General features: G+C 53.3%; 15 protein-coding genes and 2 pseudogenes. 6 read left to right on the top strand and 11 right to left on the bottom strand.

The features are described from left to right. Positions 1-123: 123 nt before the first annotated feature. Positions 124-1,050, bottom strand: a complete 927-nt coding sequence (gene tal, locus QU606_RS07905) for a transaldolase (protein WP_304998274.1) — start codon at positions 1,048-1,050, stop codon at positions 124-126. 310 nt (positions 1,051-1,360) lie between these two features. Next, positions 1,361-2,356: a tRNA dihydrouridine(20/20a) synthase DusA gene (dusA, locus tag QU606_RS07900; protein WP_304998273.1), complete on the bottom strand. Its 996-nt coding sequence runs from the start codon at positions 2,354-2,356 to the stop codon at positions 1,361-1,363. Between the two features lie 110 nt (positions 2,357-2,466). Between dusA and QU606_RS07895 the strand changes: the two are divergent. The 6 genes and pseudogenes from QU606_RS07895 to QU606_RS07870 all read left to right on the top strand — a co-directional run. After that, positions 2,467-2,586 (top strand): annotated as a pseudogene (locus tag QU606_RS07895) (LexA family protein); the annotation flags it as partial. A 49-nt stretch (positions 2,587-2,635) separates the two neighbouring features. Further along, positions 2,636-2,755: pseudogene (locus QU606_RS07890) on the top strand (hypothetical protein); the annotation flags it as partial. Between the two features lie 119 nt (positions 2,756-2,874). Continuing rightward, entirely contained in the window at positions 2,875-4,032 is a 1,158-nt protein-coding gene (locus QU606_RS07885) for a site-specific integrase (RefSeq protein ID WP_087715965.1), read from the top strand. A gap of 10 nt (positions 4,033-4,042) precedes the next feature. Beyond that, positions 4,043-5,653 (top strand): hypothetical protein, encoded by a 1,611-nt coding sequence (locus QU606_RS07880; protein WP_087715966.1) that lies wholly within the window; start codon positions 4,043-4,045, stop codon positions 5,651-5,653. A gap of 98 nt (positions 5,654-5,751) precedes the next feature. Then, positions 5,752-7,494, top strand: coding sequence for a tyrosine-type recombinase/integrase (locus QU606_RS07875; protein ID WP_240678625.1), 1,743 nt, complete (start codon positions 5,752-5,754; stop codon positions 7,492-7,494). After that, entirely contained in the window at positions 7,484-7,897 is a 414-nt protein-coding gene (locus tag QU606_RS07870) for a TetR family transcriptional regulator (protein WP_153330866.1), read from the top strand. Before QU606_RS07875 ends, QU606_RS07870 begins: the two co-directional genes overlap by 11 nt. A 47-nt stretch (positions 7,898-7,944) precedes the next feature. Here QU606_RS07870 and nhaA read toward each other — a convergent pair whose 3' ends face one another. From nhaA to QU606_RS07825, 9 genes are all read right to left on the bottom strand, one after another. Next, positions 7,945-9,141 carry a Na+/H+ antiporter NhaA gene (nhaA, locus tag QU606_RS07865; protein ID WP_087715968.1) on the bottom strand — a complete coding sequence of 399 codons (1,197 nt, stop codon included), beginning with the start codon at positions 9,139-9,141 and terminating at the stop codon, positions 7,945-7,947. A 182-nt stretch (positions 9,142-9,323) separates the two neighbouring features. Then, a complete protein-coding gene (locus QU606_RS07860; RefSeq protein WP_047338300.1) occupies positions 9,324-9,749 on the bottom strand; it encodes an EamA family transporter in 426 nt (141 codons plus the stop codon). A 105-nt stretch (positions 9,750-9,854) separates the two neighbouring features. Next, the gene (gene ppa, locus QU606_RS07855; protein WP_047338301.1) at positions 9,855-10,385 is read right to left on the bottom strand and encodes an inorganic diphosphatase; all 531 of its coding nucleotides are present in this window, start codon (positions 10,383-10,385) and stop codon (positions 9,855-9,857) included. Positions 10,386-10,741: 356 nt separating this feature from the next. Further along, a complete protein-coding gene (gene eno, locus QU606_RS07850; RefSeq protein ID WP_087715969.1) occupies positions 10,742-12,025 on the bottom strand; it encodes a phosphopyruvate hydratase in 1,284 nt (427 codons plus the stop codon). 73 nt (positions 12,026-12,098) lie between these two features. Beyond that, positions 12,099-12,440, bottom strand: coding sequence for a hypothetical protein (locus tag QU606_RS07845; protein ID WP_173857494.1), 342 nt, complete (start codon positions 12,438-12,440; stop codon positions 12,099-12,101). Between the two features lie 94 nt (positions 12,441-12,534). Beyond that, a complete protein-coding gene (locus QU606_RS07840) occupies positions 12,535-12,801 on the bottom strand; it encodes a hypothetical protein (RefSeq protein WP_047338309.1) in 267 nt (88 codons plus the stop codon). Positions 12,802-12,842: 41 nt separating this feature from the next. Next, a complete protein-coding gene (locus QU606_RS07835) occupies positions 12,843-13,166 on the bottom strand; it encodes a DUF190 domain-containing protein (RefSeq protein WP_047338308.1) in 324 nt (107 codons plus the stop codon). A gap of 80 nt (positions 13,167-13,246) precedes the next feature. Beyond that, a complete protein-coding gene (locus QU606_RS07830; protein WP_080967020.1) occupies positions 13,247-13,612 on the bottom strand; it encodes a hypothetical protein in 366 nt (121 codons plus the stop codon). Then, a complete protein-coding gene (locus tag QU606_RS07825) occupies positions 13,609-14,955 on the bottom strand; it encodes a voltage-gated chloride channel family protein (protein ID WP_047338307.1) in 1,347 nt (448 codons plus the stop codon). Before QU606_RS07825 ends, QU606_RS07830 begins: the two co-directional genes overlap by 4 nt. Positions 14,956-15,007 lie beyond the last annotated feature (52 nt).

Below are 15,007 nucleotides of genomic sequence, written 5' to 3'. Positions count from 1 at the left end.
CTCGCTGACCCACCGCCATCGGGAGCAACCCCCCTCCCACAGTTGAACTGAGATCGGCTTGCGATCGATACAAAAAAGGGCGGTACCCTCACAGGTACCGCCCTTTTTGCCGTCTCTGTCCGTTTACAGCTTGGCGGACAACAGCGCCTCAAGCTTCTCCTGGTCCCGAGCAAACTGACGAATACCCTCTGCCAGCTTCTCAGTCGCCATCGCATCCTCGTTGGACTCCCAACGGAACTGCGCTTCAGTCAAATGTACCCGCGCCTCTCCGGCATGGCCAGGCGACAACTTGCGCTCCAGCTTGCCTTCGTCCGCCGCCAGCTTCTCCAACAGGTCCGGGCTGATCGTCAGGCGATCACACCCAGCCAACTCTTCGATCTGACTCAGGTTACGGAAGCTCGCCCCCATCACCACAGTCTTGTAGCCGTTGGCCTTGTAGTAGTTGTAGATGCGCGTCACCGACTGCACGCCAGGATCATCCGAGCCGCTGTAGTCGTTGCCATTGGCTTTCTTGTACCAATCGTAGATCCGGCCTACGAATGGCGAAATCAGGAACACACCCGCTTCCGCGCAAGCCACGGCCTGGGCAAACGAGAACAGCAGGGTCAGGTTGGTCTGGATGCCTTCTTTTTCCAGCTTCTCCGCCGCGCGGATACCTTCCCAGGTGGAGGCGATCTTGATCAATACGCGGTCGCGGCCGACGCCGGCCTTTTCATACAGGTCGATCAGACGGTGCGCGCGCTTGAGTACGGCGTCAGTGTCGAACGACAGGCGGGCATCCACTTCGGTGGAAATACGGCCTGGTACCACTTTGAGAATCTCTTGACCCACCGCTACCGCAAACCGGTCGCTGGCCAGGCCGACATCACCGTTGCAGTCCTGCACACACTCATCCAGCAGCTTGGCATAGCCCGGAATGGACGCGGCCTTGAGCAGCAGGGAAGGGTTGGTGGTGGCGTCTTGCGGCTTGAGCTTGGCGAGGGTGGAAAAATCGCCGGTATCGGCTACGACGGTGGTGAACTGCTTGAGTTGTTCCAGCTTGGAAGTCATGGGCGTGCTCTGTCCTATGGGTCTGATGACATTACCCGAGCGCCGACAGGCGCTCAAGGGCGCAAATGCGTTCGATCGTTTGCGAGGGCAACAACCTGAAAACAGCCGTTTGAATGACGGGCCTTGCTGCTGAATAGGAGGCCAGAACGGCCCACAGGTTCAACCCAATTGCCCGATGACACTTGGATAACGCCTTCATGCCAACTGACGCCTTCCCTGGACACACTGCACCCAATGTGAGAGGGGGCTTGCCCCCGATGGCAGTGTGTCAGTTCATCAATAACCAACCGACGCCCTGCAAGCTATCCAATCAACGCCCTTCCAACAACGCCCCTGCCTGATCCAACAATGCCAACGGATCCGCAGCCTTATGAATATCCACCGACAACAACTGCCTGAATCTACGCGCCCCAGGGAAACCGGTGCCCAATCCCAGCACATGCCGCGTCACATGATGCATCGCCCCACCCGCCGCCAAATGCTCAGCGATATAAGGCCGCAACTGCGCCAACGCCTCCGCCCGGCTGATCACCGGCGCTTCACTGCCAAACAACTGCTGATCCACCTCCGCCAGCAGATACGGATTGTGATAAGCCTCCCGGCCCAGCATCACCCCATCAAACGTCTGCAAATGTTCATGGCACTGCTCCAGCGTCTTGATGCCGCCGTTGAGAATAATCTCCAACTCAGCGAAGTCCTGCTTCAACTGCGCCGCCACGTCATAGCGCAAGGGTGGAATGTCGCGGTTCTCCTTTGGCGACAACCCTTCCAGAATCGCAATCCGAGCATGCACCGTAAAACTGCTGCAGCCCGCGTCCTTCACCGTCCCGACAAAGTCACACAACTCGGCATAACTGTCCCGCCCATTGATCCCGATGCGGTGCTTGACCGTCACCGGAATCGACACCGCATCGCGCATCGCCATCACACAATCGGCCACCAAGGCCGGGTGAGCCATCAGGATCGCGCCGATCATATTGTTCTGCACCCGGTCGCTCGGGCAGCCGACGTTCAGATTCACTTCGTCGTAGCCAGCGGCCTCGGCCATACGCGCACAGGCGGCCAGGTCAGCGGGGACACTGCCGCCAAGCTGGAGCGCCAGAGGGTGCTCGGCTTCGTTATGGCGCAGGAAGCGGTCATGGTCGCCATGGAGGATTGCGCCGGTGGTGACCATCTCGGTGTAGAGCAGGGCGTGCTTGGAGAGCAGGCGCAGGAAGAACCGGCAGTGGCGGTCGGTCCAGTCCATCATCGGGGCGACGGAGAAGCGGCGGGAGAGGGCATGCGGTGTAGCTATTTCTGAGGGCATTGGGATCTGGGATGGAGAATGCGAAGGGTGGGCAGTTTATCAGGAATGGGTTTGAGGGGGCGGGGTGTTGGTCGTGCGATGCGAGGCCCTTAAATAAATCCCCTTTTTTCCGGCATGTGGTAGTGGCACTGCTGAACAATGAGCCCGTCTGCAAGCGCTTGTGTAAGCGTGGCCGGGAGGTGGTCCTGCTTTCCGAAAACCCCAAGTTCCCGGCACGCTATGTTCTCTAAGGCGACGAACTGTCGATCTGGGGCGTGATCACCAGCACAGTGCGCAGCCATGTCTAAGCAGCAGCCAACTTTCGCATTGATCGACTGCAACAGCTTCTATGCCAGCTGCGAGCGGGTATTCCGGCCTGACCTAGCGAAGGTGCCCATCGTGGTGCTGAGCAACAATGATCTGAGGGGTAGAAATCGTTAGTAAATCCTGTAGAGTCCGCGCCACCTTCTGAACCCCTTTGGAACAATAGTTTCCAGACTTCATAAGGCAATCCATTGGTGGTGGTTTAGGGCAGCGGCATGAGGCTGGTATTCGCAACAAAAGACCTAGCATTGGCAGGTCGATCCTTTGAAGGCTTTCCTTTGCTGATCGGGTCAGAGGGATGGCCAGTCGAGCCAGCCCAGTCCTTCCTTTGGCACACGCTCATCGAGTCAGGTGAGGCCCTAAGCGATTTGACTTGGGAAGCCTATGGGCGGCGTCTGTACGATTATTTCGCCTTCCTGGAGGCCAATGGTTTGGCCTGGAACGAGGAAAGCCCGGCCCATGGTCTGAGCATCCTGTCGAGGTACAGGGATTGGTCTAGCGGAGAATTAGCGCTTGATCCCAAAACGGTGAACAGTCGCTTGGCCCTGATTGTGAAGTTCTACCGATGGGCCAAGCAGCGCAACCTGATAACCGTGCTGCCCTTCGGGGAGAAAAGGGTCAGGGTGGCTCCACATTCCGGTCTTCTCAGTCATGTTGCTCAACCCGGAGCCGAGAGCACGAAGGCTTCGGTGATGGTGCGTGACCGAAAGCGCCTGACCAAATTCTTGACCAAGGATCAAGTCAAGGTATGCGTTGCCTTGGATACTGATCCAAGCCACCAGATATTATTTCACCTCATGGTGCGTACAGGGCTTCGCTCCTGTGAGGCCAGGTCTTTTCCTCTCAAATATGTGTTCAACCCTAGGTTAAAAAATGGACTGCGCCCAAGGCAAATGGTCAGCGTTGCTCTTGATCCTTCAGACATGCATATCAAGTACGACAAGCCCAGGACTATCGATGTGCCATGGTCGCTGATGGAGAGCATGTGGTCTTATTCCCTTCACCAGCGAGAGGTTCGTAAGTCCAATGGTGATGGAGGTGTAACTGCGCTACTCCTAACTAATGAAGGCAGGCATTATTCAAAGGATTCCGTAGTGGACGTTATGAAGTCCTATGAGCGAAAGTGCGGCTTCTATGTTCGGGCTCATATGCTACGCCACACTTACGGGACTTATACCTTGCTTGCCCTTAGAAAAAGCAAAGAATTTGAAGGTGAGCCGCTGTTGTATGTCAGAGACAGGTTGGGGCATTCAGATGTTCAAACAACGATGATCTACTTGCACCTCATCAACCAGCTGGAGGCTCAATCCGTTCTTGCGCATGAGGACGAAATTGACATGATGTTCACGGCTGACTCCACTAAGCGCACCTGAGGTAGTTACGTTGGCCCGGCAAAAGAACTATAAGGCGGCCCTGCAATCCGTCACGAAAGGATTCGAGGCTGTCGAAGATAGCATCAAAATTGATTTGCCGAGAAACCCGAGAAATCATAGGCAGCTCGACCACTCTCAATACCTAGGTTCGGGCTTCGACGCCTGGGCAATTCAAAGCATTTACGTTATCAGGGCGTTGCTGCAAGGAGGAAACTTCTCCGTAGCCACTTTGATTGGTTACTCTGTGAACGGGTTGAGGTTCTTTCTGAGTTTCTTAGGTGGAGGCTCGGTCGAGTCGCCACCCACAACGCCGAACGGCCTGACCAAACGTCATTTGGAACGTTATATCTCTTGGCTAAAGCTAAAGTACCCCAATGGCTCGACGGCTAAGAACTACTACACCAGCTTTAAGTCATTGGTCATTGTTCTAGCTGATTATGGATTTGTAGAAACCGATACTGACGATCTCTTGCCGCCAAATCCATTCCCCAACAATGCGCGGAATACGAAAGACGCAGATCCGCTCACCATGGGGGAAATGCAAAGGCTACTCGGGGCATTAAAGTCCGACCTTGTTGCTATCCATAAGGGCACGTTCCTTGGCAATGGAGCAGAGGCCATGGCAGTGATGCTACTAATCACGGCGGCAAGATCAGGTATTAATACCACGCCACTTTTAGAAATGACGAGAGATGCCCTAAAGCCTCACCCGTTTGTGCCAAATCTCAGATTGATAACTACTATCAAGCGGCGGGGCAAAGGTGCGCAGAGTAAAACAATACGTCAAACTAATCTGCTAGACGATTACAGCGCCATTCCGCTCGATGGGGTTGCAGTCTTGAATAAGGCCCTTGAAATCAGCAAGCCACTTGTGGCGCTGGCATCCGAGGAGATTTGTTCATATGTATGGTTGTATCGCTCAGGGCAACGGGGTGGGGCGAACAATATTGTTACCCTTACGCCCGGCGCTTTATACGTGACTACCAAAAATATTTGTGAGCGTCATGCACTTCAAGACGATCTAGGTAATCGACTGCATGTCACGCTTAGTCGGCTGCGGAAGACTATGGAAAGCCGTTTGTGGAAGCTGAGCGGTGGAGACATTTTAGAAGTGTCCTCTGTCATGGGCCATACGCCAGGCGTTGCGGATAATCACTACTTAAAAATTAATGATGAAATTAAGACCGAAGGCGCAACTTTTGTCGGGGAGGCTTTTCCAGACAAGCTACGGGGCATCCACGTCACACCTACCCCGCCAGGCGGCTGCAAAGATAGCCTTTATGGTAGTCGGGCGCCCAAGGATGGCGTAAATCACTGTTCGGAGTTTATTCACTGCCTCGGTTGTCCCAGCTATGCGATTGTAGGCACACAGGAGGACTTATACCGGCTGTTCAGTTACCAACAGTTCCTTTACGCCGAAGTCGAATATTTTCTCACTGATGAGTGGGAGGCATGGCGTAGGCGGCAGTTTGACTATATTAAACTTATCAATGAGTTCACTTCACGAAAATTTGATGCCGCTTTGGTTAAGCGAGCAAAGGCAAAGGCTGAATCATCTCCGCACTTGTTCTGGGCTAAAAAGATCGAGTTCATGAAGAAAAGAAGGGGCGGCGGGATTTGAACATAAGAAGCACGAATGCGTTGTTGAAGGCATATGATGTCCTCATTGCGCAACCGGTGACAGCCAATGGTCTGAGTCCCGCAGAACGAAATGCTATTGTGATCAGTGCCATCGTTAATGACCGTGGGGAAACTCTGGTGCTTAGCAGGTTTGGCGATGCGCAGTGGGATCTTCGTCCGTTTTTTGATCAGGCCAATGTTGCCCATTCCTATAAATTTATCAATTGGGATATGAGCATGCCTCGGGCGCTCATTGATGACTGCAAAGCTGTTGCTTACGCATGGTTTAAGCGAGGTCTACCTAGCTCCAAGCCTCCTATCGCACGGGGTATCACTACTTTCGCTGTTGCAAGTGTGATGCCCTTTATTCGTTGGTTGAACAATCTGGGAGTTTCAAGGTTTGCGGATGTTCGTCCGATCCATATCAGTAATTATGTTTATCATTGCAAGAATGAATTAAAGTTAAGGCCGCTCCCGCTCTATGGACGGTTACGGGTTATTGATTTCCTTTGGGTATTTGCTGCTGATACGATTTTTCCCCTTCAGAGTGATCCTTGGGGTAACTCTAAATTATGGCGAATTTGCGGAGTTAGCAAAGTAAAAGGATCGGCTTCTGCTAATAAAAACGTTGGGCGGACGGATATTATTCCTTCTGGTGAACAATCTAAAATTTTCAACTATTGCGAAAGTATCGTTCGGGAGATGAAAGCTGAGTTAGCGGTCAGTGGTATAGGATATCATCCTAGTGATGAGCGAATGTCGATTCGATGCAGAGATGCTGTGCTGTATATAGTTTCAATCACTAGCGGCATGCGTAATGACGAGGCCATTGGGATTGAGGTTGGCGCTTGGCGTAGAGAGATCAAAAATGGAGTTAAATTTTGCTGGGTATCCACAATAGAACATAAGACGGGCAAGGGGCGCGTAGAGTATCTCGTCCCAGAATTGACTCTAGATGCACTGGAGCTTTTGGCCAAATACTCGGTTCCTATCAGGAAAGAACTGGAACTAGAGATTAGAAATCTTGCAAGAACTATCGATCCCAGTAATCCCACCGAGCACCTTCTGAGGCTGGAAAAGGCTCGCAGGGACTCGAAGAAACTATTTTTGGGGCGACACGCCCAGGGCGGTAAACTTCAGGATAAACATGTTGAGGCGCTTAGCGGGCAAGCATCCAATGCTGCGTTTGACCGTATAGCTAAAGCCGCTGGAAGTGATTGGCCATTGAGGACGCACCAATGCAGGCGAACCTATGCAAGGTGTTTTGTTGAGTCCCGTATGGGTCGCACTTCGTTAATCTACCTAAAGTGGCAGTTCAAACACAGTAGCATGAGCATGACTCAACTCTATGCATCCAATCCGCAGCAAGACCTGACGCTTTTTGATGAGATCTTTCAGCAGATGACAGAATTTAAAATCGATCTGATCGAATCATGGCTCGGTGACCAGCCCTTGGCTGGGGGCGCAGGCGAAAAGATTGTGGAATTGCGGGCGATCCCAATCAAGGATAGAGCAGCTCTACTTGCCCAGACCGCTCCACATGCCAACATTCGTGCGACTGGACACGGATGGTGCATTGCCACGGAGCGGGGCTGCGGAGGTGCTGGTCTATATGAGGCCACACGGTGCCCAGGGTGCAAAAATTCAGTCATCGATGAATTCTTCGCTGGCACCTGGCAGGACATTTATATCCAGCAGCAAGAGTTGATTAAGATCGAAGACGCGGGCCCTGCCGTTACGCAGCGAGCAGCGCGCGATTTGCAAGTCGCACTCGACGTCATCACCAGTTTGGGGCTCTCTCCCATAAACGATGAGACGGACGAGGCTGTAAATGGTGAATAAGTCTACTCAGGATCAGACACCAGCCCGTTCAAGGTCGAAGACCCTCGCCGCGCTAGATAAGGTCATTGATGGCCTCGTCGCAGGCAACGAAAAGCTCTCCATTGCTTCGGTTGCCCGAGCAGCAGGTGTTACGCCGGGTCTCATTCATAATACCTACCCAGCGGTGGCGGAAAAAATTCGCACTCTCATGGGCAAGTCGGTGCGCGCCCAGCGAGACTCGAAGCACCAAGCACTGATGAGTGAGAAGGAGAAAAACAGGGCGCTTCGTGCGGAAAACGACCAGCTTTTGGCGGAGCTTGCCCGAATCGCTTCTGTAAACCAGCGCCTCCTTTTCGAAATGGCTGAGTTAAAAGCGGTCTCCAGCGGAAAGGTTGTGGCTCTGACTCAGAAGCCCAGCAGATAAACGGCCTTTCTGCCTGTTCAGAAATACCGTGGTCAATCCAATCGAGGCTATTTGGCTATTGCGGCACCTGCGAGAACACTGCTACGGCTAAGAACTATGATGCCGCCAAACGCAGCCAGGATCGAACCGATCAAGACCCCAACTTTGACTTCATCAATCAAGTGAGCTGATCCGGCAAACGCCAGGTTGCCAATGAATAGGCTCATGGTGAAGCCAATGCCACACAACAGCGCCACGCCGTAAAGCTGAGTCCAGGTGCTTCCTTCTGGTAACTTGGCCAAGCCCAGACGAATGGCTAAGGCCGCCAATAGGAAAATGCCTATCTGTTTGCCCACCAACAAGCCGAGCGCAACACCCAGCGGAACTGGATCGACCAGGTTTTCCATGGAAATACCTGCCAGTGAAACCCCAGCATTTGCGAAGCCAAAAATCGGCACCACAGCGAACGCTACCCACATGTGCAGCTTTTCTTCTAGGAACAGCAGTGGAGACCGGGCTTCCTCTTCAGGCTTGCCCATTGGGACGCACAGCGCTACAGCGACACCAGCAAGGGTGGCATGCACCCCAGATTGCAGCACGAAGAACCACAGCACACCACCGACAAGCAAATATGGGAGCAATCGTCTGACGCCCAATCGATTCATTGCGATCAGAATGACCAGAGTTGCGAGCGATGCCAGCAACATCGGCATGGAAAGACCAGTGGTGTAGAAAAAAGCGATGATGACCACAGCCCCCAGGTCGTCAATGATCGCCAAGGCAGCGAGAAAAACCTTCAGCGAAGTCGGGACTCGCTTACCCAGCAGCGACAAGACGCCCAGGGCGAATGCGATGTCGGTAGCGGCTGGGATGGCCCAGCCCTTCAAGGTCTCAGTATTACCCCAGTTTATTGCGATGTAGATCAGCGCAGGCACAACCATGCCGCCTATAGCACCAAATCCCGGCAAGGCACGCTGGCCCCAGGTGGAAAGCCCACCTGCCAGCACTTCTCGTTTGATCTCCAGGCCGACCATTAGAAAGAAGATGGCCATCAGGCCATCGTTGACCCAATGCTCGACAGACATGCCCAACCAGACACTGTGCAAGGCTGCGAAGTAACCTTGGGATAGAGGCGAATTAGCGACAATCAGCGCAGCCAAAGCTGCCCCCATCAACACAAGACCTCCAGCGGATTCCGATGACAGGAAGCGAGCCAAGATTGCAGCCGCTCTAGGGGTTTCTGCGGAAGTTCTATTGTGGGTCATCAGTTTCCTTGCGCTTTGATCTAAAGCGATTATTTTAACATCCGAGGTTTATCAATATGGCTGAGCAAATAGCCTGTAACAGTTATTGTCCTAGGCTAAGATAAGACTCAACCTATCCCCTAGGGCTCTGGAACGCGTGGTACAGAGTTATGCTCCGAGCAGAACATTGACTTGCAGGCTAGTCAGGGCTTTTTAGCTATGACCAACAAACCTGCCACGATCAAGCCCGCACCGGCGATCATGCGCAACGTGATGATCTCTCGAAGCACCAGGCCGGCGAGCAGCATGGCAACGACCACGCTACCTTTATCGATCAGTGCCACCGTGGCGACATCCCCGACTTTCAGTGCCTTGTAGTAGAAGATCCATGACAAGGCAGTGGTGACGCCAGACAGTCCTAGCCAATACAGATTTCGGCTTGTGATGTTGGCCACTTCCTGTGTCGGAACAGCCCAGGCGGCGAATACGAGTACAAAGGCACACACGAACAGGGTTCGAACTGTTAGACCAAGCTCAGCTGAAATGCCTGCGAGTCCCATCTTGGCGATCACAGAAGTAAACCCGGCAAAAAACATTGAGATGAAGGCATAAGCCACCCATTTTTCCATGCGCGTGTTTCCATCGATATTTAATGTTCCGGGCGACTGAGAGGCCAATTACAAATCACGCGCCCCTCAGTTCGACTCCCGGCTGAATTCCAACTGGCGGAAGAGCTATTTGGGGATATATGCAGCTACCGATTTGCGAATCTCTTCCCGCGCCTCATCTGAGCTCCCCCAGCGGCCCATCTTCACCCACTTGCCTGGCTCCAATGTTTTATAGTTTTCGAAGAAGTGCTGGATCTGCGCGAGGAGTAACGCAGGGAGGTCTGAGCACTCCTTGACGTCGCTGTACATAGAGCTGAGTTTTTCATGAGGCACTGCGATCACCTTGGCATCCGCTCCGGCTTCGTCAGTCATGTACATCACACCAACCGGGCGACTGCGGATTACAACACCAGGTGAGACGGGATATGGGCAAATCACCAGAACGTCGAGAGGATCGCCATCGTCGCTCAGCGTGTTCGGGATAAACCCGTAGTTGGCCGGATAGAACATCGGTGTGCTGAGGAAGCGGTCAACAAAAATTTGTCCGCTCGGCTTGTCCACCTCGTACTTAATCGGCGAGTGGTTTGCAGGAATCTCGATAACGGTGAAGAAGTCATCGGGGATTGCGTTACCAGCTGGAATGTCCGCGTAGCTCATGCTCATATCTCCAAGCGTCTATGAAAGGCTAAGGCCGCTGACTTTTTTGCCAACGGATACACGTGATTCGATTTTTACGCTGACCAAACCAACAGATTTCCCGGCTGCAGGACGAATGACTTCCTGATCGCATCCAAGTCAGTCCATGGTCGCGGAGATTTCGAGCTTTCCTCATCACAGTCAAAGTGGTGTGCGAACGGTTGATCACTCAATGTCTCGGGCTGCTGCGCCGCGCACTTTCTACAAATGACAATGCCGCCCTGGATTCTCCATCTCCGGTTCCAGTCGACTAGCTTCTCTGACGGAGTCATTACGTCTCTCTCGTTTCAATCTGGTTGGACTCAAGCCGGTGGATATCACCGCACAAACGCATCATGTCCTGCATAAATGGCACGGCTTCCAAGATGCTCTTCTATGCGCAAAAACTGGTTATATTTTTCGACGCGTTCGCCTCGGCATGGAGCTCCAGTTTTGAGATGGCCAGTCCCCATGGCAACGGTCAGATCAGCGATGAAGCTATCTACAGTCTCGCCGCTACGATGAGAAACCATTGCGCCCCAGTTAGCACCGTAGGCCATTTCGATGGCGGCTTTGGTCTCAGTCAGGGTTCCGATTTGATTGGGTTTGATCAGTACGGCATTTGCGACATTCTCTGTGATGCCTCGCTGAACCCGTTCGACGTTGGTGACAAACAGGTCATCTCCAACCAACTCGATCCGGTCACCCAGCGCAGTATTCAATAGCTTCCAGCCCGACCAATCGTCTTCCGCGAGGCCATCTTCCAGTACCGCAATCGGGTACTTGTCGACCCAGGAGGAATAGAGGCTAATCAGCTCTTGGGCATCGACCTTACGACCTTCCGATCGCAGATGGTAAAGACCGTTTTCATAGAAACCGCTGGATGCTGGATCGATAGCGATCTCGATCTGAGATCCAGGGGCGTAACCGGCCCTTTCAATTGCCTTGATGATCAGCTCAATGGCATCTGAGTTTTTCTTGAGCGTCGGAGCAAAGCCGCCTTCATCTCCGACCGCAGTTGAATAGCCGGCGTCCTTAAGCACCGCTTTCAGCTCGTGGTACACCTCAGCGCCCCATCGCAAGGCTTCCTTGAAACTGCCAGCTCCTGTAGGTGCAATCATGAATTCCTGAAAGTCAGGGCCTTGCCAGTTGGCGTGAACACCGCCATTGAGAATATTGAACATTGGGACGGCCATTCTTGCTGCTTGCTCGCCGCCCAGATATTGGAACAAGGGCAAGTTCAGCGCAGAAGCCGCCGCTCTGGCAACGGCGAGGCTCACGCCCAAGATCGCGTTTCCTCCAAGCCTGGATTTATCAGAGGTTCCATCCAGCTTAATCATCAGATGATCAACCTGTTCCTGGTCAGCCGCATCCAGGCCTCTCAAAGACTCAAGTATTTCGGTATTTACATTGCTAACGGCCTTCAATACTCCTTTGCCGGAATACCGCTGTATATCTTGGTCACGCAACTCAACTGCTTCGTGAACGCCTGTAGAGGCACCGGACGGTACTGAAGCCCGGCCCATGGCGCCGCACTCCAAGGTGACGTCGACTTCAACGGTAGGGTTGCCGCGTGAATCGAGAATTTCACGTGCATAAATGGCCTGAATTTGCGTTTTCATAGATCTTCTCCAAGTAACGATTCGGGAACGTCATTAACCATGTGAAACCGTTGAGAGGCCTCTATGTCGGACGTCAGCTCTCCATGAGTATCCTGAACAGCTGCACTGCCGACACCGCAATTGCGGGAACCAAGAAGCCTCCAATAATTAGTTCAGGAATCTCTCCCACCAAGGGTATGAACTGCCCTCCCTTTGCCATCTGGAAAAGCTCCATCATTTGGTTTGAAGCAACCATTACAGAGCAGCAATACGCCGTTTGGGCTTGTAGCCTGGCGCGCCTTTGATTTAGCAGATAAAAGGTCAGCAAGGACACTCCAACGCTTACGATGAAAAGCGCGGCGAACTCATAGACAGATCCTGTGAAAAACCTGCCCATCACAAGCCCGAATACGATGCTCAGCGTCACTGCGCTCATGTGGTCTCCCAATTCTCTAAAATGATTTTGATGAGCCGACGTCGGTGAGCTCCATTTCGCGATCTCATCTTTGGATTGCCAACCGCCATCGCGCTCAATGTTGCTGTGCTCTCAGCTCGTAGCCCGGTACGCAGGTCTGGGCTACGTCGGCCTTGCAGGACTTCTCACTGGGCATACGCATCGTGACCAATGCGCCTTCGAGCGAGGTGACGATGTACCACCCCTCGCTCGAGACCTTTTGACTGCCTGCGATGCCGGCCAGAAAAAGTGACCAGAAAACCAGTCCTACGAGAAGCGTCTTGTTGTCACGAGCCCAGTTAGCAGGGGCTGGCTGTGGACGTAGGTTATAAACTCGGTACATGGCGTTATCCTTTTTATTGGTTGTCCAACAAGGTGCGTTTTTTAGTTTTTCGCCTGGCCCACTCGACCGTATTCGATGGGCAATTTGATATAGCTCAGTGAAAACGACTCCTTGGCCAATGCCTCCAGCAACCTGTCGCACCCAATTTCATCAGTGGATATAGTCACCGTGACGGGATGATCGGCACCGCTGAGGGAATGCGCCGTATGCAAATGCCCCAAATGATCTAGCCCCTCCGTACCGCTCACCAACGTCGCACCCAACGCGCCCTCTCGCTTGGCGAACTCGACCAACCACTCTCCCAGTGGAAGGTGCTGGTAGTTGGTACTCTGTTCGGTGAAAAACGTCAGCTGAAAGCCGTTCATAGCTACATCCTCTAATGTGGCGAGTGACCGACGCTTCGGTCGGCCTTACTTCTTCATTTCCGAGCTGTTTTCAAACTGAATTACGACGCGTTAGTGAGCGGTAACTCACATAAGAGAAGAACTGCTCGCACCTTGCGTAACTCGTCAGCGTGGTCGCGCAGGAATGCGCGCAGCTTGTCCTCTGTATCTAGCAATTCCAGACACTGGGGATGACGCATATCGCCAAGCTCCGGGTGATGATGGGAGATGCGATGGCCTGGCAAATAACCTGCAGAAATCGTCTTGAGCATGACCTGCTCAATTTTTGCTTTTTGAGCAACTTTAAGGAGGTGCTGGGCTAGTGCAGGTGCGCTTAGGTGGTGCCAGAAGCTGGTCACGCGAGCCCGGCTAGCGCCAGGAAAATAGAGTTGCAAAGCTGTCAGGCGATCTTGGTGATGTTCAATCATTTCTCTTCCCCCACAAGAGTCACTTTCCGCTCGCTGGCGGATTCACTTTGAGCATGAAATTGCTTGATATCAGAGAGCCGGATTTCCTCCGGAAGAGGACGGTGATGCTTGCTGTGGCCGACGCGCTGGGCGTGATAGATCCCGGTGTGTCCGGATACGAGGTAACTTGCGATACAGGCAATGGCTGCAAGCGGAGCAATTTCGGGCCCGAAGAGCTCCATGGCCATAACGATGGTTGCCAGTGGCGTATTAGCTGCACCGGCAAAGACGGCGACAAAGCCGATACCAGCCAGCATGCCGAAGGGAAGGTGCAAGAGGGGAGCCAGCGCATTCCCCAAGGTGGCACCGATGTAAAACAGCGGTGTCACTTCACCGCCTTTGAATCCAGTGCCCAAGGAGACAACGGTGAACACCATCTTTCCAAGCCAATCCCAAGGGGCCATTGGCATTTGAAAGGATTGGACGATGCTCGGAATGCCTAGCCCGATGTACTTATCAACGTCGATGTAATGGTTACTACCGAGCGCCCACACTGCGACTGCGATCAGCAGGCCGCCGGCAAAGGGTCTTAATGGTGAATAGGTGATAAGCCGCTTAACGAAGGCTCCGAGCTTGTGGGTCGCTGTCGCGAATAGCAGGCCGGTAAGGCCAAAGACAATCCCAGCTACCACCACAGCCATGACACTCCACAGCTGCACCGGAACCACTTCGCCAATGACGTAATGCGTGTGAACCACGCCCCAGGCTTGCCCCACCTGGTCAGCAACGATTGCCGCAACCACGCAAGGGAAAAGCGCGTCGTAACGCATACGTCCAATGGCCAATACTTCAAGTCCGAATAAAGCCCCGGCAAGAGGGGTGCCGAAGACGGACGCAAAGCCAGCACTAATACCGGCCATGAGAATCACCCGACGGTCTTCGCGGCGCAGACGGAAGACATGCGTCAGTTGATCGGCAAGGGCACCGCCCATTTGCACCGCCGTCCCCTCACGTCCCACAGATGCACCAAAAAGGTGGGAAACCACGGTTCCGATCAGCACCATCGGTACCATGCGCAAAGGCACGATCTTCTTAGGATCATGGATCTCATCGATGATCAGGTTGTTTCCGGCATCAACGGGTTTGCCTATCAAGTGATATGCAAGTCCCACAGCAAAGCCGGCCACTGGCAGGAGCCAGATCACCCAGGGATGGGTTTCTCGCCACTGGGTGGCATGATCCAAAGAAAGGAGGAATAACGCAGAAGCAGAGCCTGCCAAAAGAGCTACAAGACCAGCAAGCGCAAGCCATTTCGCTATATAGGGCAGTAAGTCGAGTTGTTCAGGTCGTCGAAATTTAGACATTTGGCCAGCCACAAAAAAGTAAGTGGGCCTGACCAAAAAGGGAATCTGAGCG

Source organism: Pseudomonas sp. OVF7 (assembly GCF_030644265.1).
Lineage (GTDB): Bacteria > Pseudomonadota > Gammaproteobacteria > Pseudomonadales > Pseudomonadaceae > Aquipseudomonas > Aquipseudomonas gorinensis.
This window is presented reverse-complemented; position numbering and strand designations above follow the sequence as displayed.